General features: G+C 67.5%; 19 protein-coding genes, 2 tRNA genes and 1 pseudogene. 14 read left to right on the forward strand and 8 right to left on the reverse strand.

Features of this window, described 5'->3' with window-relative positions; translation table 11 throughout:
- Positions 1 to 124: 124 nt before the first annotated feature.
- The 11 genes and pseudogenes from OCUBac02_RS16670 to OCUBac02_RS16720 all read left to right on the forward strand — a co-directional run bounded on the left by OCUBac02_RS16670 (position 125) and on the right by OCUBac02_RS16720 (position 12,628).
- On the forward strand, positions 125 to 1,456 hold the full coding sequence (locus OCUBac02_RS16670) for a dicarboxylate/amino acid:cation symporter (protein ID WP_173047173.1): 1,332 nt from the start codon (positions 125 to 127) through the stop codon (positions 1,454 to 1,456).
- A 241-nt stretch (positions 1,457 to 1,697) separates the two neighbouring features.
- Entirely contained in the window at positions 1,698 to 4,781 is a 3,084-nt protein-coding gene (gene fdnG, locus OCUBac02_RS16675; protein ID WP_173047175.1) for a formate dehydrogenase-N subunit alpha, read from the forward strand.
- Positions 4,782 to 4,791: 10 nt separating this feature from the next.
- Positions 4,792 to 5,712, forward strand: a complete 921-nt coding sequence (gene fdxH, locus OCUBac02_RS16680; RefSeq protein ID WP_173047177.1) for a formate dehydrogenase subunit beta — start codon at positions 4,792 to 4,794, stop codon at positions 5,710 to 5,712.
- Complete coding sequence (locus OCUBac02_RS16685) at positions 5,696 to 6,391, forward strand: formate dehydrogenase subunit gamma (RefSeq protein WP_052231867.1); 696 nt, start codon at positions 5,696 to 5,698, stop codon at positions 6,389 to 6,391. Before fdxH ends, OCUBac02_RS16685 begins: the two co-directional genes overlap by 17 nt.
- Before the next feature lie 70 nt (positions 6,392 to 6,461).
- Entirely contained in the window at positions 6,462 to 7,382 is a 921-nt protein-coding gene (gene fdhE, locus OCUBac02_RS16690; RefSeq protein ID WP_173047179.1) for a formate dehydrogenase accessory protein FdhE, read from the forward strand.
- A 244-nt stretch (positions 7,383 to 7,626) separates the two neighbouring features.
- Positions 7,627 to 9,033 (forward strand): L-seryl-tRNA(Sec) selenium transferase, encoded by a 1,407-nt coding sequence (gene selA, locus OCUBac02_RS16695; RefSeq protein WP_173047181.1) that lies wholly within the window; start codon positions 7,627 to 7,629, stop codon positions 9,031 to 9,033.
- A complete protein-coding gene (locus tag OCUBac02_RS16700; RefSeq protein WP_173047183.1) occupies positions 9,020 to 9,769 on the forward strand; it encodes a tetratricopeptide repeat protein in 750 nt (249 codons plus the stop codon). Before selA ends, OCUBac02_RS16700 begins: the two co-directional genes overlap by 14 nt.
- Positions 9,766 to 11,580: pseudogene (gene selB, locus OCUBac02_RS16705) on the forward strand (selenocysteine-specific translation elongation factor); the annotation flags it as partial. The gene OCUBac02_RS16700 and the pseudogene selB, both read left to right, overlap by 4 nt.
- 105 nt (positions 11,581 to 11,685) lie before the next feature.
- Positions 11,686 to 11,781, forward strand: a tRNA-Sec gene (locus tag OCUBac02_RS16710).
- Between the two features lie 15 nt (positions 11,782 to 11,796).
- Positions 11,797 to 12,261, forward strand: coding sequence for a hypothetical protein (locus OCUBac02_RS16715; protein WP_173047185.1), 465 nt, complete (start codon positions 11,797 to 11,799; stop codon positions 12,259 to 12,261).
- Positions 12,248 to 12,628, forward strand: coding sequence for a hypothetical protein (locus OCUBac02_RS16720; RefSeq protein ID WP_173047187.1), 381 nt, complete (start codon positions 12,248 to 12,250; stop codon positions 12,626 to 12,628). Before OCUBac02_RS16715 ends, OCUBac02_RS16720 begins: the two co-directional genes overlap by 14 nt.
- A 3-nt stretch (positions 12,629 to 12,631) precedes the next feature.
- On the opposite strand, the gene selD is transcribed toward OCUBac02_RS16720, so the two are convergent.
- Positions 12,632 to 13,708 (reverse strand): selenide, water dikinase SelD, encoded by a 1,077-nt coding sequence (gene selD / locus OCUBac02_RS16725; RefSeq protein WP_173047189.1) that lies wholly within the window; start codon positions 13,706 to 13,708, stop codon positions 12,632 to 12,634.
- A gap of 371 nt (positions 13,709 to 14,079) precedes the next feature.
- Between selD and OCUBac02_RS16730 the strand changes: the two genes are divergently transcribed.
- Positions 14,080 to 14,406, forward strand: coding sequence for a hypothetical protein (locus tag OCUBac02_RS16730; protein ID WP_047576664.1), 327 nt, complete (start codon positions 14,080 to 14,082; stop codon positions 14,404 to 14,406).
- Between the two features lie 166 nt (positions 14,407 to 14,572).
- Positions 14,573 to 14,648, forward strand: a tRNA-Phe gene (locus tag OCUBac02_RS16735).
- 191 nt (positions 14,649 to 14,839) lie between these two features.
- On the opposite strand, the gene OCUBac02_RS16740 is transcribed toward OCUBac02_RS16735, so the two are convergent.
- The 4 genes from OCUBac02_RS16740 to OCUBac02_RS16755 form a co-directional block, all read right to left on the reverse strand.
- A complete protein-coding gene (locus OCUBac02_RS16740; RefSeq protein ID WP_173047191.1) occupies positions 14,840 to 16,120 on the reverse strand; it encodes an NAD(P)/FAD-dependent oxidoreductase in 1,281 nt (426 codons plus the stop codon).
- A gap of 74 nt (positions 16,121 to 16,194) precedes the next feature.
- Positions 16,195 to 16,401, reverse strand: coding sequence for a DNA gyrase inhibitor YacG (yacG, locus tag OCUBac02_RS16745; protein ID WP_047573153.1), 207 nt, complete (start codon positions 16,399 to 16,401; stop codon positions 16,195 to 16,197).
- Complete coding sequence (locus tag OCUBac02_RS16750) at positions 16,394 to 17,215, reverse strand: SDR family NAD(P)-dependent oxidoreductase (RefSeq protein WP_173047194.1); 822 nt, start codon at positions 17,213 to 17,215, stop codon at positions 16,394 to 16,396. Before OCUBac02_RS16750 ends, yacG begins: the two co-directional genes overlap by 8 nt.
- 96 nt (positions 17,216 to 17,311) lie before the next feature.
- On the reverse strand, positions 17,312 to 17,920 hold the full coding sequence (locus tag OCUBac02_RS16755; protein ID WP_173047196.1) for a Maf-like protein: 609 nt from the start codon (positions 17,918 to 17,920) through the stop codon (positions 17,312 to 17,314).
- Positions 17,921 to 18,217: 297 nt separating this feature from the next.
- Between OCUBac02_RS16755 and OCUBac02_RS16760 the strand changes: the two genes are divergently transcribed.
- Positions 18,218 to 18,601, forward strand: coding sequence for a hypothetical protein (locus tag OCUBac02_RS16760; protein ID WP_173047198.1), 384 nt, complete (start codon positions 18,218 to 18,220; stop codon positions 18,599 to 18,601).
- Positions 18,602 to 18,616: 15 nt separating this feature from the next.
- Here OCUBac02_RS16760 and OCUBac02_RS16765 read toward each other — a convergent pair whose 3' ends face one another.
- The 3 genes from OCUBac02_RS16765 to OCUBac02_RS16775 all read right to left on the reverse strand — a co-directional run bounded on the left by OCUBac02_RS16765 (position 18,617) and on the right by OCUBac02_RS16775 (position 21,057).
- Positions 18,617 to 19,459 carry a CDP-alcohol phosphatidyltransferase family protein gene (locus OCUBac02_RS16765; protein WP_173047199.1) on the reverse strand — a complete coding sequence of 281 codons (843 nt, stop codon included), beginning with the start codon at positions 19,457 to 19,459 and terminating at the stop codon, positions 18,617 to 18,619.
- A gap of 244 nt (positions 19,460 to 19,703) precedes the next feature.
- Positions 19,704 to 20,453 (reverse strand): phosphatidylserine decarboxylase, encoded by a 750-nt coding sequence (locus OCUBac02_RS16770; RefSeq protein ID WP_280528823.1) that lies wholly within the window; start codon positions 20,451 to 20,453, stop codon positions 19,704 to 19,706.
- Positions 20,454 to 20,565: 112 nt separating this feature from the next.
- Positions 20,566 to 21,057, reverse strand: a complete 492-nt coding sequence (locus tag OCUBac02_RS16775) for a hypothetical protein (protein ID WP_173047203.1) — start codon at positions 21,055 to 21,057, stop codon at positions 20,566 to 20,568.
- Positions 21,058 to 21,119: the final 62 nt, after the last annotated feature.

Consider the following 21,119-nt stretch of genomic DNA (forward strand, 5'->3'; position numbering starts at 1 on the left):
CGGGAATCGCAACTCATTGGTTTCGTTTGATTTTCATGACTCCACCCGGTTGGCACGCGGGTTGCGGAAGAGGGGCAGCGGTTTCGAACAAGACCAAGACGACCGCCGACCCAAGGAGCAGACCATGGCGAACCCGATCATCGCGCCCGCTCAGCCGGCGCGCCCGAAGAAGTTCTATCAACATCTCTATGTGCAGGTGCTGTTCGCCATCGCGGCGGGCATCCTGCTCGGCCATTTCTCGCCGGAACAGGGCGCCGCCCTGAAGCCGCTCGGCGATTCCTTCATCAAGCTGGTGAAGATGATCATCGCGCCGGTGATCTTCCTGACGGTCTCGACCGGCATCGCTGGGATGACCGACATGAAGAAGGTCGGGCGCGTCGCCGGCAAGGCGATGATCTATTTCCTGTGCTTCTCGACGCTGGCGCTGATCGTCGGCCTGATCATCGGCAACCTGATCCAGCCCGGTGCAGGCCTTCACATCAGTCCTGCCAGCCTCGATGCCAAGGCCGTGCAGGGCTACGCCGCCAAGGCGCATGACACCAGCATCGTCGGCTTCCTGCAGAACATCATCCCGGACACGATCGTCGGCGCCTTCGCTTCCGGCGACATCCTGCAGGTGCTGTTCTTCTCGGTGCTCTTCGGCCTGTCGCTGGCCATGGTCGGGGAGCGCGGCAAGCCGGTGCTCGACTTCCTGCAAGCGCTCTCGACCCCGATCTTCAAGCTGGTCGCGATCCTGATGAAGGCCGCCCCGATCGGGGCCTTCGGCGCGATGGCCTTCACCATCGGCCGCTACGGCATCGGCTCGGTCGCCAACCTCGCCTTCCTGATCCTGACCTTCTACATCACGGCGGCGGTCTTCGTGCTGGTCGTGCTCGGTGTCGTCGCCCGCTATAACGGCTTCTCGATCCTGGCGCTGATCCGCTACATCAAGGACGAGATCCTCCTCGTCGTCGGCACCTCCTCCTCGGAAGCGGCGCTGCCGAGCCTGATGGAGAAGATGGAGGCCGCCGGCTGCAAGCGCTCGGTCGTCGGGCTGGTCATCCCGACCGGGTATTCCTTCAATCTCGACGGCACCAATATCTACATGACGCTGGCGGCGCTGTTCATCGCGCAGGCGATGGACATCCACCTGCCGCTCGGCGACCAGATCCTGCTGCTGCTCGTCGCGATGCTGTCCTCGAAGGGCGCGGCCGGCATCACCGGCGCCGGCTTCATCACGCTGGCTGCCACGCTCTCCGTCGTCCCGGCCGTTCCGGTCGCCGGCATGGCGCTGATCCTCGGCATCGACCGCTTCATGTCGGAATGCCGCGCGGTGACCAACTTCATCGGCAACGCCGTCGCCACAATCGTGGTGGCGCGCTGGGAAGGCGAGCTTGACGAGAACCGCCTGAAGGCCGCGCTTGCGGGCCAGCTTCCGGATTTCCTCGACGAACCCCTGATGGCTCCGGCCGAATAAGGCCCTCCAACAAAAGCCGACAGCCCGCAAGAAGCCGCCGCCGGGCCACCCGGAGGCGGCTTCTTCACTTTGGCGGGGTCGCAACCGTGCGAATCCGACGCCGCCATCCGGCTGCGATGATCGCACACCCAAAGTCTAAGAGTCCGCCCATCCGGTTACCGGAGCGGCAGCTTGACGCCCCCTGCGGAGAGTTTCACTATTCTAAATTGAACGACGCTTCGTCGTCGCCTGGGAGGTTGAGATGCTGCATGAGCTCTCGCGTCGCCAGTTTCTGAAAGCCGCAGGCGCGGGTCTGGGCGGTTCTGCCGTCGCCGCGCTGGGGTTCGGGGGTGCCGAGGAGGCACTTGCCCAGGCCGTGCGGCCCTTCAAGCTGGCACGCACCACGGAAACACGAAATACCTGTCCGTATTGTTCAGTCGCCTGCGGCGTCATCATGTACAGCCTGGGCGACAAGTCCAAGAACGCCCATCCGGCGATCATCCATATCGAGGGCGACCCGGACCATCCGACCAATCGCGGCACGCTCTGCCCGAAAGGCTCCGCGCTGCTCGACTTCGTCCATTCCGAGACGCGCACCAAGGTGCCGCAATATCGCGGCCCCGGCGAGAAGGCCTTCCGCCAGATCACCTGGAACGAGGCGCTCGACCGCATCGCGCGGCTGATGAAGGATGATCGCGACAAGAACTTCGTCGCCAAGAACCAGGACGGCGTCACGGTCAACCGCTGGTTGACCACGGGCTTCCTGGCCGCTTCGGCCACCACCAACGAGACGGCCTTCCTGACCTACAAGGTCGTGCGAAGCGCCGGGATACTGGCGTTCGACAACCAGGCGCGCGTTTGACACGGACCGACGGTGGCCAGTCTGGCCCCAACATTCGGTCGCGGTGCGATGACCAACTCCTGGACGGACATCAAGAACACCGATCTCGTCATCATCATGGGCGGCAATGCCGCGGAAGCGCACCCCTGCGGCTTCAAATGGGTCACTGAGGCGAAGGCCCAGCGTGGCGCCAAGCTGATCGTCGTCGATCCGCGCTTCACGCGCTCGGCTTCGGTCGCGGATTACTATGCGCCGATCCGGCAAGGCACCGACATCGCCTTCCTGCTCGGGGCGATGAAGTACTGCATCGACAACGACAAGATCCAGCACGACTACGTGCGCGCCTTCACCAACGCGCCCTATATCGTGAAGGAGGGCTTCGGTTATCAGGACGGCCTGTTCACCGGCTATGACGAGGCCAAGCGCGACTATGACCGCTCGAGCTGGGAATACGAGCTCGGGCCGGACGGCTATGTCCAGGTCGACGAAACCCTGCAGCATCCGCGCTGCGTCTACCAACTGCTGAAGAAGCACATCGCCGCCTATACGCCGGAGATGGTCGAGCGCATCTGCGGCACGCCGAAGGACAAGTTCCTGGCGGTCTGCAAGCTGATCTCGGAAACCTCCGCGCGCGACAAGGTCATGACCTCGATGTATGCGCTCGGCTGGACGCAGCATTCGAAGGGCTCGCAGAACATCCGCTCGATGGCGATGCTGCAGTTGCTGCTCGGCAATATCGGCATGCGCGGCGGCGGCATGAACGCGCTGCGCGGGCACTCCAACATCCAGGGCCTGACCGATATCGGCCTGATGTCGAACCTGATCCCGGGCTATCTCACGCTGGGAACCGACAGGGAGGTCGATTTCCAGACCTACATGTCGACGCGCGGCTTCAAGCCGCTGCGGCCGAACCAGATGAGCTACTGGCAGAACTACAGGAAGTTCATGGTGAGCTTCCTGAAGTCCATGTGGGGCAAGGCCGCGACGGCGGAGAACGACTTCTCCTACCAGTGGCTGCCGAAGCTCGACGTGCCCGGCTACGACATGCTCCGGTACTTCGACATGATGCACCAGGGCAAGGTGAACGGCTATTTCTGCCAGGGCTTCAACCCGCTGCTCTCTTTGTCCAATCGCGGCAAGGTGACGGCCGCGCTGTCGAAGCTGAAATTCCTGGTGGTGATGGACCCGCTGCAGACGGAAACCGCGCGGTTCTGGAAGGACGAGGGCGTCCATAACGACGTCAAGCCGGAAGCGATCCAGACCGAGGTCTTCGAGCTGCCGACCACCTGCTTCGCCGAGGACGAAGGCTCGCTGGTCAATTCCGGCCGCTGGCTGCAATGGCACTGGCCGGGCCAGGAACCTCCGGGCGAGGCCCGGACCGACGCCTGGATCATGGCGCAGATCCACCAGCGCCTGCGCGCCCTCTACGAGAAGGAGGGCGGCACCTTCCCGGATCCGATCGTCAATCTGCACTGGCCCTATCGCCAGCCCGACGATCCGCAGCCGGACGAGATGGCCAAGGAGCTGAACGGCTATGTCGTCTCGACGGTGACGGACGCGGTCGACCCGACCAAGGTCCTGCTGGAAAAAGGCAAGCAGGTCGACACCTTCGGCCAGTTGCGCGACGACGGCTCGACCGCCTGCGGCTGCTGGATCTATTCCGGCTGCTGGACGGAGAAGGGCAACATGATGGCCCGCCGCGATACCAGCGATCCGGCCAATACCGGCGCCTATTCCAACTGGGCGTTCTCCTGGCCGGCCAACCGCCGCATCCTCTACAACCGCGCCTCGGCCGATATCGACGGCAAGCCCTGGGATCCCAAGCGCAAGCTGATCGAGTGGAACGGTGCGGCCTGGACCGGCTACGACGTGCCGGACATCGCGGCGACGGCGAAGCCGCGCGATGTCGGCCCGTTCATCATGAACCCCGAGGGAACGGCGCGGCTGTTCTCGCGCGGCATGATGAAGGACGGTCCCTTCCCGGCCCATTACGAGCCGTTCGAAAGCCCGGTCGCCAACGTCATGGCGCCCAAGATCCGCGGCAATCCCGCCGCGCGCATCTTCAAGGACGACCTCGCCGCGCTCGGGACCTCGGACAAATTCCCCTATGCGGCGACCTCCTACCGCCTGACCGAGCACTTCCATTACTGGACCAAGCATGTCTGGGTGAATGCGGTGCTCCAGCCGGAGTTCTTCGTCGAGATCAGCGAACAGTTGGCCGCGGAGAAGAACATCCAGAAGGGCGGCTGGGTGAAGGTCTCCTCGGCCCGCGGCACGGTCTATGCCAAGGCGGTGGTGACCAAGCGCATCAAGCCGCTGACCTGCGACGGCAAGACCGTCCATGTCGTCGGCATCCCGCTCCACTGGGGCTTCACCGGTGCGGCACGCAAGGGCTTCGGCCCGAACAGCCTCACCCCGTTCGTCGGCGACGCCAATATCGAGACGCCCGAGTTCAAGGCGTTCCTGGTGAATGTCGAGCCGTCCAACGGTCCGGCGACGAGCTAGGGAGGAAGCAATGGCTGGACTGCAAAGTCAGGACTTCGCCCGCATCTCGGCGACCACCTTCAGGCCGCCGGATGTCCGCCACGACTTCGAGGTGGCGAAGCTCATCGACGTCTCCAAATGCATCGGCTGCAAGGCCTGCCAGGCGGCCTGCCTGGAGTGGAACAACCTGCGCGAGGAGGTCGGCGTCAATGTGGGAGTCTACGAAAACCCGCACGACCTGACGCCGAACTCGTGGACGCTGATGCGGTTCACCGAATGGGAGAATCCGGAGAGCGGCAATCTCGAATGGCTGATCCGCAAGGACGGCTGCATGCATTGCGCCGATCCGGGCTGCCTCAAGGCCTGCCCCTCGCCGGGCGCGATCGTGCAGTACAATAACGGCATCGTCGATTTCGTCTCGGAGAACTGCATCGGCTGCGGCTATTGCGTGAAGGGCTGCCCCTTCAACATCCCGCGCATCAGCCAGGCCGACCACAAGGCCTATAAATGCACGCTCTGCTCGGACCGGGTCTCGGTCGGCCAGGCGCCGGCCTGCGCCAAGGCCTGCCCGACCGGCGCGATCGTGTTCGGCACCAAGCAGGCGATGCTCGACCATGCCCAGGGCCGCATCACCGATCTGAAATCGCGCGGTTTCAAGAATGCCGGCATCTACGACCCGCCCGGCGTCGGCGGCACGCATGTGATGTATGTCCTGCATCACGCCGACAAGCCGCAGCTCTATGCCAACCTGCCGAACAATCCGCGCATCAGCCAGGTCGTCGAGCTCTGGAAGGGGCTGACCAAATATGCCGGCATGGCGGCCGTGGGCTTCGCCGCCGCCTTCGCCTTCGTCCATGCGACGGTGGCGCGACGCAACGATGTCAGCCGCGCGGAGGCGCGCGAGGCCGAGCATCTGATCGACGAGGAGGCAGCCCGTGGCCGTCAGGCGTGAAGAGGAGCGCACGACCGTAGACCGCTATCCCGGCCGCGTGCGCGTCAATCACTGGATCACCGCGATCTCGCTGATCCTGCTCACGCTGAGCGGGGCGGCGCTGTTCCACCCGTCGCTGTTCTTCCTGTCGAGCCTGTTCGGCGGCGGCTCCAACACGCGGGCGCTGCATCCCTGGCTCGGCGTCGTGCTGCTCGCGAGCTTCGCGATCCTGTTCGTCCAGATGGTCAGGTATAATTTCTGGACGAAGGCCGACACCAAGTGGATGGGCCATATCGGCGAGGTGATGTCGGGCCGCGAGGAGAACCTGCCCGAGATCGGCAAGTACAATGGCGCGCAGAAGATCGTCTTCTGGCTGATGACCCTGCTCATCATCGTCCTGTTCGGGACGGGCATCATGATCTGGTACGAGTATTTCGGCGCGAGCTTCACCATCGAGCAGCAGCGCCTCGGCCATATCGTGCATGCGCTGGCGGCAGTCGCCATGCTGCTCGTGGTCATCGTCCATATCTATGCCGGCTTCTATGTCCGTGGCACGATCAGCGCCATGACCGAGGGCAAGGTGACGGGCGGCTGGGCCTTCCGCCACCATCGGCTCTGGCTGCGGCAGGAAGCGCGCGAGGGCGTGATCGACGAGCGCCAGACGCCGCCGCGCCGCCATAGCCCCGGCCCGGCCGAATGAGTTTTATGGCCTGCGGCGCGGCCCCGGCCGTGCCGCCTCCCGTGACCCGTGCGGTTCGAGAGGACACCAAATGAGTGACGATCCGGGCTTCGCCGCCTTCGAAGAGGTCGGCATTGCCGAGCGCGACAAGCCGCCCTTCCTGCGCCTGCCGGAGCCTGAGACGCTGTTCGACAAGCGCGCGGCGCGGTTCACCGTGCTCGCGCCGGGCCATCAGCTCGAAGCCTATCTCGCCTTTCTCGGCGGCGTGAGCCAGGCGCAGGCGACGCTTGCGGCAGCGATCGGCGCCCCCGACATGCCTTCCCCCGGCGATCTCAGAATGCGCGCCGGTAATGCGATGCCGCTGCTACCGCGCGAAGAGCTGGCGACAGATCGCAGCGTTTCCGAGGCCTTCGACCGGCTCGCAGCGCTGCTGGCCGATGTCTCCATGCCGGATCTCGCCCGCGAGGCCCTTACCCGCGCCGCCGCGGCGGGACCGGAGGCGCGGCAGGCCATGTTCGCCGCCGTGCTGGCCGATGCGGTGCCGGTCGAAGCCGTCGCCGAGCACATCTTCGCCGCCGCCGCCCTGCAGGTCGTCGCGGCCCGACGCAGCGCCCTGCTCGATCCCGTCCTGCCTCAGCCGGTCGCCGACGGCGTCTGCCCGTGCTGCGGCGGGCCGCCGGTCGCGAGCGCGGTCGTCGCCGATCTCCATGTCGAGGGCGTCCGCTATGTTCAGTGCTCGCTCTGCGCGGCGCAGTGGAACCATGTCCGGGTGAAATGCGTCTCCTGCGGCTCGACCAAGGGCATCGCCTATCAGGAGATCGAGGGCATCGCCGACACGATCAAGGCCGAGACCTGCGACGAGTGCCGGACCTATGTGAAGATCCTGAACCGCCGCAAGGCGCCGGAGCTGGAAGCGGTAGCCGACGACGTTGCGAGCCTCGGGCTCGACCTCCTGGTGACGGAAGCCGGCTGGCGGCGTGCGGGGGTGAACCCGTTCCTGCTCGGATACTGAGAGAATCGCCGTGGACATGATCTTGCGCGGAACACCGCCGTCATTCCGGGGCATTGCGCAGCGATGACCCCGGAATCCACGAACCCCGCTCTGGAAGGCCAGGCTCGAAGGGTCGTCTCCATTCGGTTCGTCCGGTGTTCATGGGTTCCGGGCTCGGCCCTGAGGGCCGCCCCGGAATGACGGCGGTGGTTCGGGCCGGGTCAGTCAACGGATTATCGATCAAGCGTCTCCCGGAGGGAGCCTGATGAACAAGCCCGAACGCTTCCGCCCGCCATCGGTCGACACGGTGCTGCGCAGCGCCAATGGCGAACTCGCCATCGCGCGCCATGGCCGGGCGGCGGCGACCGATGCGATCCGGCAGGCGATCGAGCGCTTGCGCACCGCTGGCCAACCGGCAGCGGTGCCGGTCGAGCAGGTCGGCCGCCTGGCGCTGGACCGGCTCGAAGAGCGCGACCGGCCCTCGCAGCGCCCGGTGATCAACCTGACCGGCACGGTGCTGCATACCAATCTCGGCCGCGCGCTGCTGGCAGAGGAGGCGATCGAGGCCGTGGTCGCGGCGATGCGGGCACCGACCAATCTCGAATATGTCGTCGAGGCCGGACAACGCGGCGAGCGCGACGCGCATGTCCGCGATCTCGTGCGGGAACTGACCGGGGCCGAGGATGCGATCCTCGTCAACAACAACGCCTCGGCCGTGCTGCTGGTGCTCAACACCCTCGCCATAGGGCGGGAGGCCATCGTCTCGCGCGGCGAGTTGATCGAGATCGGCGGCGCCTTCCGCATGCCGGACATCATGGCAAGGGCCGGCGCCACCCTGCGCGAGGTCGGCACGACCAACCGCACACATCTCAGGGACTATGCCGAGGCGATCGGCCCCGAAACCGGCCTGCTGATGAAGGTCCACACCTCGAATTACGTGGTGCAGGGCTTTACGGCCGAGGTCGAGCCGGCGGAGCTCGCCAAGCTCGCGCGCCGGCACGACCTGCCCTTCGTCGACGATCTCGGCTCGGGCACGCTGATCGACCTTTCGCGCTGGGGGCTGCGCAAGGAGAAGACGGTTCAGGATGCGCTGAAGGGCGGCGCCGATCTCGTCACCTTCTCCGGCGACAAACTGCTCGGCGGGCCGCAGGCCGGCATCGTCGCTGGCCGGAAAGATTTGATTGCGAAACTGGCGAAGAACCCGCTGAAGCGGGCCTTGCGCCTCGACAAGCTCAGGCTCGCGGCACTGGAGGCGACCCTCCGGCTCTATCGCGACCCCGACCGGCTGGCGCAGCGCCTGCCGACGCTCCGGCTGTTCACGCGGACGGCCGCGGACCTGCGCGCGCTGGCCGAGCGCCTTCAGCCCACGGCCTCGACGGCGATCGGGTCGGACTGGATCGTCGAGATCATCGACTGTGCCAGCCAGATCGGCTCGGGCGCGCTGCCGCTGGAGACGCTGCCGAGCGCGGGACTTGGCTTGCGCCCGGCGGGCAAGGCGGCCGGCTCTGCCGTCGAGACGCTGGCGGCGGCCTTTCGGGCGGTTCCGGTGCCCGTGATCGGCCGGATCGCGCAGGGTGCCCTCGTCTTCGATCTGCGCTGTCTGGAGGACGAGGCGCTGTTCGTGAGACAGCTCGACGCCCTGAAGCCAGAGACGCCCGATGCGCTGGCTTGAGCGCCTGTTCGGCCGCAGCGAGGCCGCCGAGGGCGATGTCGCCGTGACGATGGCGCAGGCCACGGCAGCGGTCGAACGCGGCGACCATGCGGCCGCGCTCGCGCTTTGGGGGCCGCTCGCCCATGCCGGGATCGGGCGGGCGCAGAACAATATCGGCGCCTGTTTCGCCGAAGGGCTTGGCGTCGAGCGCGATCCGGCCCTGGCGCTGCGCTGGCTGAACCTGTCAGCGGAAGGCGGCGATCCGGTCGGTCAGCGCAATCTGGCAGCGCTCCATTTCAAGGGCGAAGGCGTCGCGCAGAGCGATGACGAGGCGCTGCGGCTCTATCGGCTCGCGGCCGAACAAGGCGACGCGCCGGCGCAGGACATGCTGTCCTGGATGCTGCTGGAAGGCGGGGACCCTGCCGACCGCGCCGAGGCCCTGCGCTGGGCACAAGCCGCGGCCGAGGCCGGCATCGCCACCAGCATGACCCGGCTCGGCATGATGCACCACGATGCGCTCGGCGTTGAGCGCGATGCCGCTGCCGCCGCGCAATGGTGGCAACGCGGCATGGCGGCCGGCGACCCGGACTCGGAAGCAATGCTCGGCGCCGCGACCCTGCTCGGCCAGGGCGTCCCGGCCAATGCGGAACGCGCGCTGGTGCTGCTGCTGTCAGCCGAAGGTAAGGGCAGCCCGCTCGCGGCGCCCTTCATCAAGGCTGCGCGCACAGCCGCCTCTCCCGCGGGGACGGCGCCATGATCATCGGCACCGCCGGCCATATCGACCATGGCAAGACCTCGCTGGTCCGGCGGTTGACCGGCGTCGATACCGACCGGTTGAAGGAAGAGAAGGCGCGCGGCATCTCGATCGCGCTCGGCTTCGCCTATTGGCCGCAGGCCGACGGCTCGGTCGTCGGCTTCATCGACGTTCCCGGCCATGAGAAATTCGTCCACACGATGCTGGCCGGCGCTGCCGGCATCGATCTGCTGCTGCTCGTCGTTGCCGCCGATGACGGCGTGATGCCGCAGACGCGCGAGCATGTCGCCATTGCCCGCCTGCTCGGCATCGGCAAGGCCGTCGTCGCGATCACCAAGGCCGATCTGGTCGATGCCGGACGGATCGAGGCGGTCGAAGCGGAGATCGCCACGCTGCTGGCATCCGGCCCGTTCGACGCGGCGCCGATGCTCCCGGTCTCGACGCTGACAGGCGAAGGCCTGCCGGAGCTCGCCGCCCTGCTCGCGTCGCGCGCACGGGACGCGCAGGCACGGCAAGGGGATGGCGCCTTCCGGCTCGCGGTCGACCGCTGCTTCACCTTGCAGGGCGCCGGGACGGTGGTGACGGGGACCGTCCTGTCGGGCAGCGTGGCGACCGGCGACAGCGTCATCGTCTCGCCCGGCGGCCTGCCGGCGCGGGTGCGCTCGATCCATGCCCAGAACCGCCCGTCCGAGCGCGGCATGGCCGGCGAGCGCTGCGCGCTCAATCTCGCCGGCCCCGATATCACGAAGGAGGCGATCAGGCACGGCGACATGGTGGTGGCGCCGGCGCTCCACGCACCGACGGCGCGGATCGACGCGGAGGTTTCGCTGCTGCCCGGCGAGAAGGCGCTGACGATGTGGCAGCCGGTGCGGCTGCACCATGCCGCGTCCGAGATCGGCGCGCGCATCGTGCTGCTCGGCAATGACATGGCCGCCGGCGCGGATGGCCCGATCCAGCTCGTGCTCGACGAGCCGCTTGCCGCCGCGGCGCTCGACCGTTTCGTGCTGCGCGATGCCAGCGCCTCGCGCACGATCGGCGGCGGGCGCTTCCTCGACCTGCGCGCGCCCGAACGCCGGCGCCGCTCCCCGGAGCGCCTGGACCAGCTCGCAGCCCTCCACCGGCCCGACCCTGCGGAAGCGCTGCAGGCCCTGCTCTCGGTACCGCCTCATCATGCCGATCTCGACAGCTTCGTGCGCGACCGCGCGCTTAGCCCCAATGCGGCGGATGACCTGACGAATCGCCTCGGCCTCGTCAGGATCGGCCCGCTCGCATTGCTGCCTGCCCATTGGCAGGCACTGGCACAGGCCGCAACCGAGAGGCTCGATGCCTTCCATGCCGAGCACCCGGATCTGCCGGGGATCGGGCTGGCGCGACTGCGCTTCGCCATCGCGCCGCGCTGGCCGGCGCCGCTGTTCCGGCAGGCGCTCGCCCGTTTCGAGGATGACGGCGTGCTGGTGCCGGCCGGATCATGGCTCAGGCGGCCCGGCCACGAAGCCCGGCTTCTGCCGGAGGATGAGGCGCTCTGGACCAGGGTCTCGCCGCTGATCGCCGGGAGCGAGCGTTTCCGTCCGCCCCGCGTGCGCGATATCGGGCATCTGCTCGGGCGGCCCGAGGAGGAGATCCGGCGTCTGTTGCGGCTCACCGGCCGGCGCGGCGATGTCCATGAGGTCGCACTCGACCATTTCTTCCTGCGCGATACGCTGGCCGAGATGGTCGGCATATCGGCCGAGCTTGCGGCGCTGCACCCGGCGGGCTTCAATGCCGCGCAGTTCCGCGACAGGCTCGACAACGGCCGAAAGGTCGCTATCCAGATTCTCGAGTTCTTCGATCGTCATGGCGTCACCATCCGCCGCGGCGACCTGAGACGCATCAACCGGCGGCGGCTCGACCTGTTCGGCCCGCCGCCCGGCTTGAACGATGGAGGAGAAACGTCCCCGGTGGGGCGTCCGGACTTCAAATCCGGGAGGGGCCGTCAGACGGTCTCTGGTGGGTTCGACTCCCATTCTCTTCCGCCAGTTCACTGAGGGCGCATGACGGACGCGGACATTGCCCCCTTCGATCCGATCGCCCGCTTCGAGCAGGCGGCGGAGGATGCGCGTGCGGCCGAGGACGCCTATCGCCGCGAGGCGGCGGAGCGGATCGATACGCTCGCGCAGGCACGCAGCCGGGCCTTCCGGCGCCTCAACCTGCTGCGGCGTGCAAGCACGACCATCGCGGCCGCCGAAGAGCCGGGCGAGGCGATCGCCCGCGTCCGGCTCGGCATCGCGCAATCGCTGGGCTGGGACGAGATCGGACCACGGCAGGAGCTGGTCCTGACACGACTGACGCCCGTCCTCGAGGCCCTGCAGGCCGCGATGGCCGATGATGGCGGCGCCCCGGACGCCGTGCAGGACGCGCTCACCGTGTTCGAAGACTGGTACGGCGCCGAGACCGGCAGCGATTTCTACGCCCTGTTCGACCGCTACATGCCCGAGACGCCGCGTGTCGATTTCTAGGGGACTGGGCACCGATTTCGACCGCTGGCTCGGCAGGCTCTTCCGCAAGGGCCCGTTCACGGCCTTGATCGTGTTGGTGAAGATCGCCGAGCCGAAGGTGGAGCCATTGCGCTCGACCTTCGTCCACGTCGTCGGCGACGAGATCGACTGGGGCGACATCGTCCTGATGCTGCGCGGCGCCGGCGTGAGCTGGGACGGCGCCGCTTTCTTCCCGACCCTCGACGATGGCGGGCTCGTGCCGGACGCGACCGCCCGCAGCCGTCTGCGCGAGCTGGAGGCGGCGCTTCGCGCGGACCGGCTCACCCTCAACAAGGGCGCCTTCTTCGATGTCTGGGGCCGGAACCTGGAGATTCAGGAGAAACGGTGACGCCTACCGGTTTACCACGACCTGCGCCGACCCGGCCTCGACCGCGCCGATGATCCCCGCGGCCGGATAGCCGGCTGCCCTGACCTGCGCGAGCACGGGCTCGGCCCGCTCCGCTGCGCAGGAGACCAGCAGGCCGCCCGAGGTCTGCGGGTCAGTCAGCAGATGGCGCTGCCAGTCCGGCAGCCCCGCGGGCAGGACGGCGCCCTCGCCATAGCTCGCCCAGTTGCGGTGGGAGGCGCCGGTCACCCTGCCCTCCCGCGCCAGACGCTCGGCCTGCGACAGGAATGGCAGGTCAGACAGCCTGAGCTTGAGCGTAACGCCCGAACCGCGCGCCATTTCGAGTCCGTGCCCGAGAATGCCGAAGCCGGTGACATCCGTGATCGCGTGAACCGCTTCGTCCTGTGCCAATTCGGCGCCGATCCGGTTGAGCAGCGTCGTCGAGGCGATCATCTCGTCATAGGCGGCGGCGGCGAGTTCGCCCTTCTTGAAGGCTGCGGAATAGATGCCGACGCCCAGCGCCTTGGTCAGGATCAGCGCGTCGCCCGGCTTCGCACCGCTGTTGCGGCGCAGGTTCGCGGGCTTGAGCAGGCCGATGACCGCAAGCCCGTAGATCGGCTCGGGCGCATCGATCGAATGGCCGCCGGCGACGGGAATGCCGGCCTCGGCGCAGACCGAGGCGCCGCCCTTGAGGATTTCGCGGGTGACCTCGATCGGCAATTTGTCGAGCGGCATGCCGAGGATGGCGAGCGCCATGATCGGCTTGCCGCCCATGGCATAGACGTCCGAAATCGCATTGGTCGCGGCGATGCGGCCGAAATCGCGGGGATCGTCGACGACCGGCATGAAGAAATCGGTGGTCGCGACGACGCAGGTCTCCTCGTCGACCTGCCAGACGGCGGCATCGTCACCGGTCTCGGTGCCGACGAGAAGCTGGCCGTACGGTCCCACGGCCGGATGCCCGGCCAGCAATTGCTGGAGCACGGCCGGGGCCAGCTTGCAGCCGCAGCCGCCGCCATGGGCCAGGCTGGTGAGGCGCAGCGGCGCATGCGCCTCCGCCACGAGCGAACTCGTCTGGTTCATTGTCTGGAACTCCGGGAGATCGGGGCGTGCCGGCATTGCGGCAAACCGCAGGACTTCGCGCGAACGCGTCTGCGTCGTCGATCCGGCGATAAGGACCCCGGCACGCGGGAGCCGCAGCAGCAAGCATGCCCCCATCGTTTCCGCATCGGCCTGCGACGTCAACGCCGCATTGCGCGCATCGGCCAAGGCCACCGTGCGCGTCCCGGCTCGCTTGACCGCCCGGGATCCGGACCATCGGGCGAGCCTCCAACTCTGCGCCGGCGCCGGAAAGAAGCGGCTAACCAAAGGGCAGGCTTCCCGCTGCCACCCATTCGCTTCGATGATATTCTGCCGCTGGCTGACCGGGGCAACCTCCTTTCGAAGAGGCGACGATGGCTGACGGCATGCAGGATCTGCTGGCACGCGACATCGAGACGCTGCGCGCCGACGTGCTCAAGGCCGGCGTGCTCAACGCCAAGGCCCTGCAGGACAGCGCGGAAACGCATGTCGCGCATCTCCATGACGCCCTGCGCGAATCCAGCGAGCTGGCGGATGCCTCGTTCCAGGTGGTGAGCGCCGTCATCGGCTTCGCCAAGCTGCTCTACAGCCAGTCGGCGATCGCCGAATCGGAACGCGCCCGGCAGTCCGCTCTCGCCGCCATCGATCGCCTTGCCGCGGTGATGGGGCGTTGCGAGTGGCGGCAGGCGGAGGCATCCTGAATCGTCCGCAGACGCGAGGGGGGCCGGACCGAGGCCGCCCTCGTCCACAAGTTTGCGGTCGATTGACGCCGCGATGAAGAAAGCCGGCTGAAGTGACTGGACAGGCCGGGCGCCTGCCTCTATATCGCCCCAACCAACACGGACGGCCCCGCGCCGCTCCCGGTTCGCCCAGGTAGCTCAGTTGGTAGAGCATGCGACTGAAAATCGCAGTGTCGGTGGTTCGATTCCGCCCCTGGGCACCATTTACCCCATCTCACGCGAGTTCGCTTCGCTCACCGCTCCGATGGGACGGCTTCGCCGGCCGGCGGGCAGTCGCCCTTGCGAACCCGTTGGGTTCGACCTCTCCGCGCTGAAGCGCACCATTTTCCCATCGATGACCGATCACCCGCTCGCGTTCGAACGACCAGCTTCGTGCTGACAGATCAGCGATGTTTCATCGCGGCTCGCGGTAGCCCGGAGAATCACGCTGCGTGATGAGCCGGGCGCTGCGGTGGCCGCTGACATAGATCCAGAGCCAGTTGAGTGCGACGGCGAGCCGGTTGCGCAGGCCGATCAGGAAGAAGATGTGGGCGATGCCCCAGATCCACCAGGCCAGGCGCCCGCGCAGCTTGATCCAGCCGAAATCGACGATGGCCGCGCGCTTGCCGATCGTCGCGAGATTGCCGGCATTGCTGTAGGCGAAGGGCCGTGGAGCCGGCTTGCCCTGCAGCCGCGCCTTGATGAGATCGGCGACATAAAGCCCCTGTTGCTTGGCTGCCGGCGCCACCCCGGGCACTGGCTTGCCGTCGGCGCCTGCGAGGAAGGCCGTGTCGCCGATCACGAAGATATCGGGCTCGCCGGGCACCGTGAGGTCGGGCTCGACACGGACGCGGCCAGCCCGGTCGGCCGGCGCGTCCAGCCATTCCGCCGCCGGTGAAGCGGCGACGCCGGCAGCCCAGAGGACGGTCCGGGCCGGTAGCAGCTCGCCGCCAAGCACGATGCCCTCCGCGCGGCATTCGGAGACCGGCCGCCCTAACCTCACCTCGACGCCGAGACGCTCCAGCGCCCGCTCGGCATAGGACGAGAGGTCCTCGGTGAAGCCGGCGAGGATACGCGGGCCGGCCTCGACCAGGATCACGCGGGCGCGGCGCGTGTCGATATGGCGGAAATCGCCGCGCAGCGTGTCATGCGCCAGCTCCGCGATGGTGCCGGCGAGCTCGACGCCGGTCGGCCCGGCCCCGATGATCACGAAGGTCAGCCATTGCGCGCGGCGGGCCGGATCGGTCTCCCATTCCGCCTGCTCGAAGGCCGAGAGAATGCGCCGCCGGATGCGGGTCGCATCCTCCAGCGTCTTCACGCCTGGCGCGTAGGGCTCCCATTCGTCATGGCCGAAATAGGCGTGGCGAGCGCCGGTCGCGAGGATCAGCGTGTCGAAGCCGATCGGCTGCTCGCCCACCAGCAGCACCTGCCTGTTCGTCCGGTCGACGCCCGTGACCGTGCCTAGCAGGGTCGTGACGTTCCTGTAGCCGCGCAGCAGGAAGCGGATCGGCCAGGCGATCTCGGAGGTCGGCAGGGAGGCGGTCGCGACCTGATAGAGCAAGGGCTGGAACAGGTGATGGTTGCGCTGGTCGATCATGGTGATCCGGACCGGCGCGGCGGCGAGATTGCGCGCCGCTTCGAGCCCGCCGAAGCCGGCGCCGACGATGACGATATGGCGCTCGCTGACATTGCTCATGAAGCGAAACACTCCGGGCCGGCCCGATGATCGCCGTGCCGGCCCGGCAGTGTGCAATCCGGCGAGCGCGTTTTCTAGTCCTCACGCTCGCGCTGCTGCGGCGCGCCCTCTTCCGCCTCGTCGATCGCTTCGCCGGGAATGACGTAGCTGCCCTTCAGCCACCGGCCGAGATCGATATCGGCGCAGCGCGACGAGCAGAACGGCTTGAAGCGCGCGACCGACGGCTTGCCGCAGATCGGACAGGGCTTTGCGGCCGGCGGGGCGTTGTCGCGTTCAGTCATATTTGAGCGTGATGCCTCCATCGACGACGAGCTCGATGCCGGTGACGTAACGCGCCTCGTCGCTGGCAAGGAAGAGTGCGGCATTGGCCACGTCCCAGGCATCGCCCATATGCCCCATCGGGACCTGCGCGGCGCGGGCCGCCCACATCGCATCGACATCGCCCTTGCCATAGACCGCGGCAAGCCCGGCCGAATGCTCGACCATCGGCGTCTTCATCAGGCCGGGCAGGATCGCGTTCACGCGGATCTTCTGCGGGGCATACTGCACGGCCGTCGTGCGGGTGAGCTGGTTCAGTGCCGCCTTGGTCGCGGAATAGCTGGCATAGGGCACGCCGGTATGGCGGATCGAGGCGATCGACGAGATGTTGATGATCGAGCCGCCCTCGCCCGTCTCCTCGAACTGGCGCTGCATCACCGGGATGACATGCTTCATCACGAGGAAAGGGCCGGTGAGGTTGACCCGGAAGACGCGCTCCCAGACCTCCTCCGCAAGATCGACGACGCTGCCGACCTCGGCGATGCCGACATTGTTGTCGAGGATGTCGATGCGGCCATAACGGCCGAGCGCATGGGCGACGAGCTCGGCGACCTCCTCCGCCTTGGTCACATCCGCCTGCATGGCGAAGGCCTCGCCGCCCTCGTTGCGGATGATGCCGGCCGTCTCCTCGGCCGCGTCGCGGTTGATGTCGGCGCAGACGACCTTCGCGCCTTCCCGAGCGAAGATCGTCGCCGTCGCCTTGCCATTGCCCCAGCCCGGCCCGATCGACCCCGCCCCGGCCACGATCGCGACCTTGCCGCTCAGACGTCCCGTCATGTCAGCTTCCCCTCGTCGGCGCGTTCCTGCGCAACGCGTTTCCCGGCCGCAAGATCGGCCGTGGACCGCGATCAGGCAACCCGCATCGGCGCCGTGTCAGGCTGCGTTCATCCAGCCGAAGCGGATCGGGAAGCCCTCGCCGCCCAGGAGGTTGACGGTCTCGTAGAGCGGCAGGCCGACCACGCCGGTATAGGAACCGACGAGCTTGACGACGAAGGAGCCGGCGATGCCCTGCACCGCGTAGCCGCCGGCCTTGCCGCGCCATTCGCCCGAGGCGAGATAGGTCTCGATATCCTCGGTGGAGAGGCGCTTGAAGCGCAGGCGCGTCTCGACGATGCGGTCGCGGACCGCGCCGGAGGGCGTCACCAGCGCGACGCCGGTATAGACGCGGTGCGCACGGCCGGAGAGCAGGCGCAGACAGGCGGCCGCCTCGTCGACGATCTCGGCCTTGGGCAGGATGCGCCGACCGACCGCGACGACCGTATCAGCGGCGAGAATGTAGCAGCCTTCGAGATCGGCGCGGGCCCTGGCGCCCTCGCGCGCGGCCTGCGCCTTCTCGCGCGCCAGGCGGCGGGCGAGATCGCGCGGGCGCTCGCCCTTGAGCGGGGTCTCGTCGAGATCGGCCGGCAGGAGCGCGTCCGGCTTCAGGCCCGCTTGCTCCAGCAAGGCGAGGCGGCGCGGCGAGGCCGATGCGAGAACGAGCATCGGCCGCCAGCCGGGATGTTTGGGAGTGGAGAAAAGGCTCAACAGGCTGCTCGACAGGATCAGGGCGCCGGAAAGATCGGCTCCGGATCAGCCTTTAGAGCATTTCCGCAGGCCGATAAATCCATCTGGAGACGTGGAAGAGAGAAGATGCCACCCATTTGAGCACCCGCTCGAGCTGCCTGAAATCCGTGCGGGGCTCTGGTATACCAGGCATTGCCAAGCCGCGCCGCAGATTGCAGACTTGCCTCCCCCTCGGCGCGGCGCTCTGGTGACCGCCGATCCACTGGAGTTTCCCTCATGGCCCGACCGCGCAAATCGACGGGCTCCGCCCTTGCGACCGGCGCGGAGGCGCAGGTTCTCGCGGCCCGCCTGATGTCCATGCATGCGGAGGCCGGGCTGACCATTGCCATGCGGATGCCGCTCTTGATGAAAGGCGCCTTCGGCGACAGCAGGGGCCAGCGTGAGGCTGCCAAGGCGGTCATGGAAAAAGTCTCAGCCGTGGTCGAAAGCAGCGTCGCCGCGACGCAGGCGACGACGGCTTTCTGGTGGGGGCTCGCCCTCAACCCGCCCGGCCAGTTCGATGTGGCGACGGCGGCCGTCAAGGCTGCCGACCGCACGCTGGAGCCCTTCGCCCGGCGCACCCGCGCCAATGCGGCGCGCCTCGGCGGCTATCGCCGCTAATCTTCAAGACTATGATCAGATCTGGCTTTCAGGAGCAGGCTCCGTCGCGGGAACCGGCGCCGCCAGCGCATGAACACGCTCCAGCTTGCGGTAGCGCGCGACGCTGACCGGAATCAGCGCGAGATAGGCGAGCACCACGACCGTCAGCACCTCGAAGGTGTAGGCGAAGAGCAGACCCGCGACGATCACCACCGCGACGAAGATCGGCAGCACCTGCGTGCGCGGGATGCGCGTGCCGAGCGTCTTGCCGGCATAGCAGGGGATGCGCGAGATCGTCAGGAAGGCGATGAACAGGATGTAGATGCCGACGGGCAGCGCGCCATATTGCTGCACGGGCACGCCGATGATGTGGAGATAGAGCGGCAGCATGGCGGTGATTGCGCCCGCGGGCGCCGGCATGCCGACGAAGAAGTCCTTCTGCCAGTCCGGGCGGTCGGGATCGTCGATCATCACGTTGAAGCGCGCGAGCCGGAGCGCCATGGCGCAGGCCAGCGTCAGCACGATGATCCAGCCGACCGATTTCAGGTCGTGCAGGACGAAGATCCACAGGACGTAGCCGGTGGCGACGCCGAAATTGACGAAATCCGACAGTGAATCGAGCTCGGCGCCGAAGCGCGAGGTGCCCTTGAGCAGGCGCGCCAGGCGGCCGTCGACGCCGTCGAGCGCCGCCGCGATCAGGATGCAGATCGTCGCCGTCTCCAGCTTGCCCTCGACGACGAGGCGCATCGCGGTGAGGCCGAGGCAGAGCGCCAGCAGCGTGATGACGTTCGGCGCCAGCAGACGGAAGGGAATCGGCTTGAAGCGGGCACGCTTGGATTCGGCGCGCTCGGGCTCGAAGGGAGGAAACAGGTCGCTCATGTGAGCCGGAATACGCGGTTTTGGGGACGCAGGCTAGGCTCAGCAAGTGTCATCCCGCACGCGCTGCGGCGCGAAGTGCCGCTGCGCAGATGCGGGACCGCGCGACGAAATGGTCGCCCATCCTGAATGCCGCCGAGAGAGCTGCCCTCTCCTGGTGACGGTCCCGTGTCTGCGCAGCGGCATTGCATGCCGCAGCGCGCACGGGATGACATGTGCTTCAGCAGCGGCCTTTCGACAGCGCTCGTCAGATGTCGCGGAAGCTGCGCGCGACCGGCTCGTTGCCGGTCAGATCGGCGAGCACGGTCTCGCCGGCGATCGCAGTCTGGCCCTCGCCGACCAGCGGCACGACATGGGACGGCAGGTAGACGTCGACGCGCGAGCCGAAGCGGATCAGGCCGAAACGCTCGCCGGTGCCGAGCACATCGCCTTCCTTGACGAAGGGCACGATGCGGCGCGCGATCAGGCCGGCGATCTGGACGACGCCGACGATGCCGGAACCGGTCTCGATCGCCAGCGCGTTGCGCTCGTTGTCGTCGCTCGCCTTGTCGAGCTCGGCATTGAGGAAGAGGCCGGGCGTATAGGCGATCTTGGCGATGCGGCCGGGCACGGGCGCGCGGTTCACATGGCAGTCGAAGACGTTCATGAAGATCGAGATGCGGGTCATCGGCTCGGCCGGGAGCTCGAGTTCCGGCGGCGGCAGCGACTGCGCGATCTGGCTGATGCGGCCGTCGGCCGGCGAAATCACCAGCCCCTCGCGTTGCGGCGTGACGCGGACGGGATCGCGGAAGAAGTAGCAGATCCAGATCGTGATGATCGCGCCGATCCAGCCGAAGGGCGACCAGAGATTGGCGAGGATGATCGTCGCCACAAGGCCGATCGCGATGAAGACATAGCCCTCCTTGTGGATGGGCACGATCACCTTGCGGACTGAATCGACGAGGGACATGAGGCGGATTCCGTTGGACTGCCGGCGCCGGGCGCACGGGAATGGCATGGTCGCCTCCGAAAGCCGGCGGCGAGCGTTGCGCTGATTTAGGGGGTTCCGGCGCGAAGGGAAAGCCCTGCCGCGCGCCGGTCAGCGGCGCGCGATGTCGCGGATGGGCGCGTCATGCTGCCCGGGGCGGCACCTGGACGAAGCGGACCGCCGCCTTCCAGGTCAGCAGAGCGAAGACGACGAGGACGATGCCCTGGGCGATGCCGAAGGGCGGCTCGGACTGGGTCGGCGCCAGCGCATGCAGGGCCGGGACCTTGCCGAAGAGCTGCGCGACCAGCACGAAGATCAGCAGGTAAAAGGAGAGCACCGCCATGATCGCATAGATGCGGCGCCAGCCCCCCTCCAGCCGGCGCCCATAGAGCGCATAGCCTGCGATCGCGACCAGCACGATATGGATCGCGCCGACGATATGGGACGGCAGCACGCTGTTGAACGGGAAGCCGAAGCCGGTCGCGCTGGTCGCGAAGGCGGTGGAGAGGAACACGCCGGTCCAGCCCGGCCGGGTGTGTCCGTGGAGCAGCCCGGCCGCCACCGGAAAACCGGCCACGATCGCGATCAGGCTCAGCCAGGTGTGGAAACCTACGAATGTGGTCGGATCGAACATGGCAGCCCCCCAGCTTCACCCTGCCGGAGCAGCATGCAGGAAACGGACCGCAGTTGCGAGGA

The sequence above is a fragment of the Bosea sp. ANAM02 genome (genome assembly GCF_011764485.1).
Classification (GTDB): Bacteria; Pseudomonadota; Alphaproteobacteria; order Rhizobiales; family Beijerinckiaceae; genus Allobosea.

Bases quoted from the DNA above. Each gene is read 5' to 3' on its own strand.
- OCUBac02_RS16670 (WP_173047173.1), top strand. From the start codon at position 125: ATGGCGAACCCGATCATCGCGCCCGCTCAGCCGGCGCGCCCGAAGAAG.
- fdxH (WP_173047177.1), top strand. From the start codon at position 4,792: ATGGCTGGACTGCAAAGTCAGGACTTCGCCCGCATCTCGGCGACCACC.
- fdhE (WP_173047179.1), top strand. From the start codon at position 6,462: ATGAGTGACGATCCGGGCTTCGCCGCCTTCGAAGAGGTCGGCATTGCC.
- selA (WP_173047181.1), top strand. From the start codon at position 7,627: ATGAACAAGCCCGAACGCTTCCGCCCGCCATCGGTCGACACGGTGCTG.
- OCUBac02_RS16700 (WP_173047183.1), top strand. From the start codon at position 9,020: ATGCGCTGGCTTGAGCGCCTGTTCGGCCGCAGCGAGGCCGCCGAGGGC.
- OCUBac02_RS16715 (WP_173047185.1), top strand. From the start codon at position 11,797: ATGACGGACGCGGACATTGCCCCCTTCGATCCGATCGCCCGCTTCGAG.
- selD (WP_173047189.1), bottom strand. From the start codon at position 13,708: ATGAACCAGACGAGTTCGCTCGTGGCGGAGGCGCATGCGCCGCTGCGC.
- OCUBac02_RS16730 (WP_047576664.1), top strand. From the start codon at position 14,080: ATGGCTGACGGCATGCAGGATCTGCTGGCACGCGACATCGAGACGCTG.
- OCUBac02_RS16740 (WP_173047191.1), bottom strand. From the start codon at position 16,120: ATGAGCAATGTCAGCGAGCGCCATATCGTCATCGTCGGCGCCGGCTTC.
- yacG (WP_047573153.1), bottom strand. From the start codon at position 16,401: ATGACTGAACGCGACAACGCCCCGCCGGCCGCAAAGCCCTGTCCGATC.
- OCUBac02_RS16750 (WP_173047194.1), bottom strand. From the start codon at position 17,215: ATGACGGGACGTCTGAGCGGCAAGGTCGCGATCGTGGCCGGGGCGGGG.
- OCUBac02_RS16755 (WP_173047196.1), bottom strand. From the start codon at position 17,920: ATGCTCGTTCTCGCATCGGCCTCGCCGCGCCGCCTCGCCTTGCTGGAG.
- OCUBac02_RS16760 (WP_173047198.1), top strand. From the start codon at position 18,218: ATGGCCCGACCGCGCAAATCGACGGGCTCCGCCCTTGCGACCGGCGCG.
- OCUBac02_RS16765 (WP_173047199.1), bottom strand. From the start codon at position 19,459: ATGAGCGACCTGTTTCCTCCCTTCGAGCCCGAGCGCGCCGAATCCAAG.
- OCUBac02_RS16770 (WP_280528823.1), bottom strand. From the start codon at position 20,453: ATGCCATTCCCGTGCGCCCGGCGCCGGCAGTCCAACGGAATCCGCCTC.
- OCUBac02_RS16775 (WP_173047203.1), bottom strand. From the start codon at position 21,057: ATGTTCGATCCGACCACATTCGTAGGTTTCCACACCTGGCTGAGCCTG.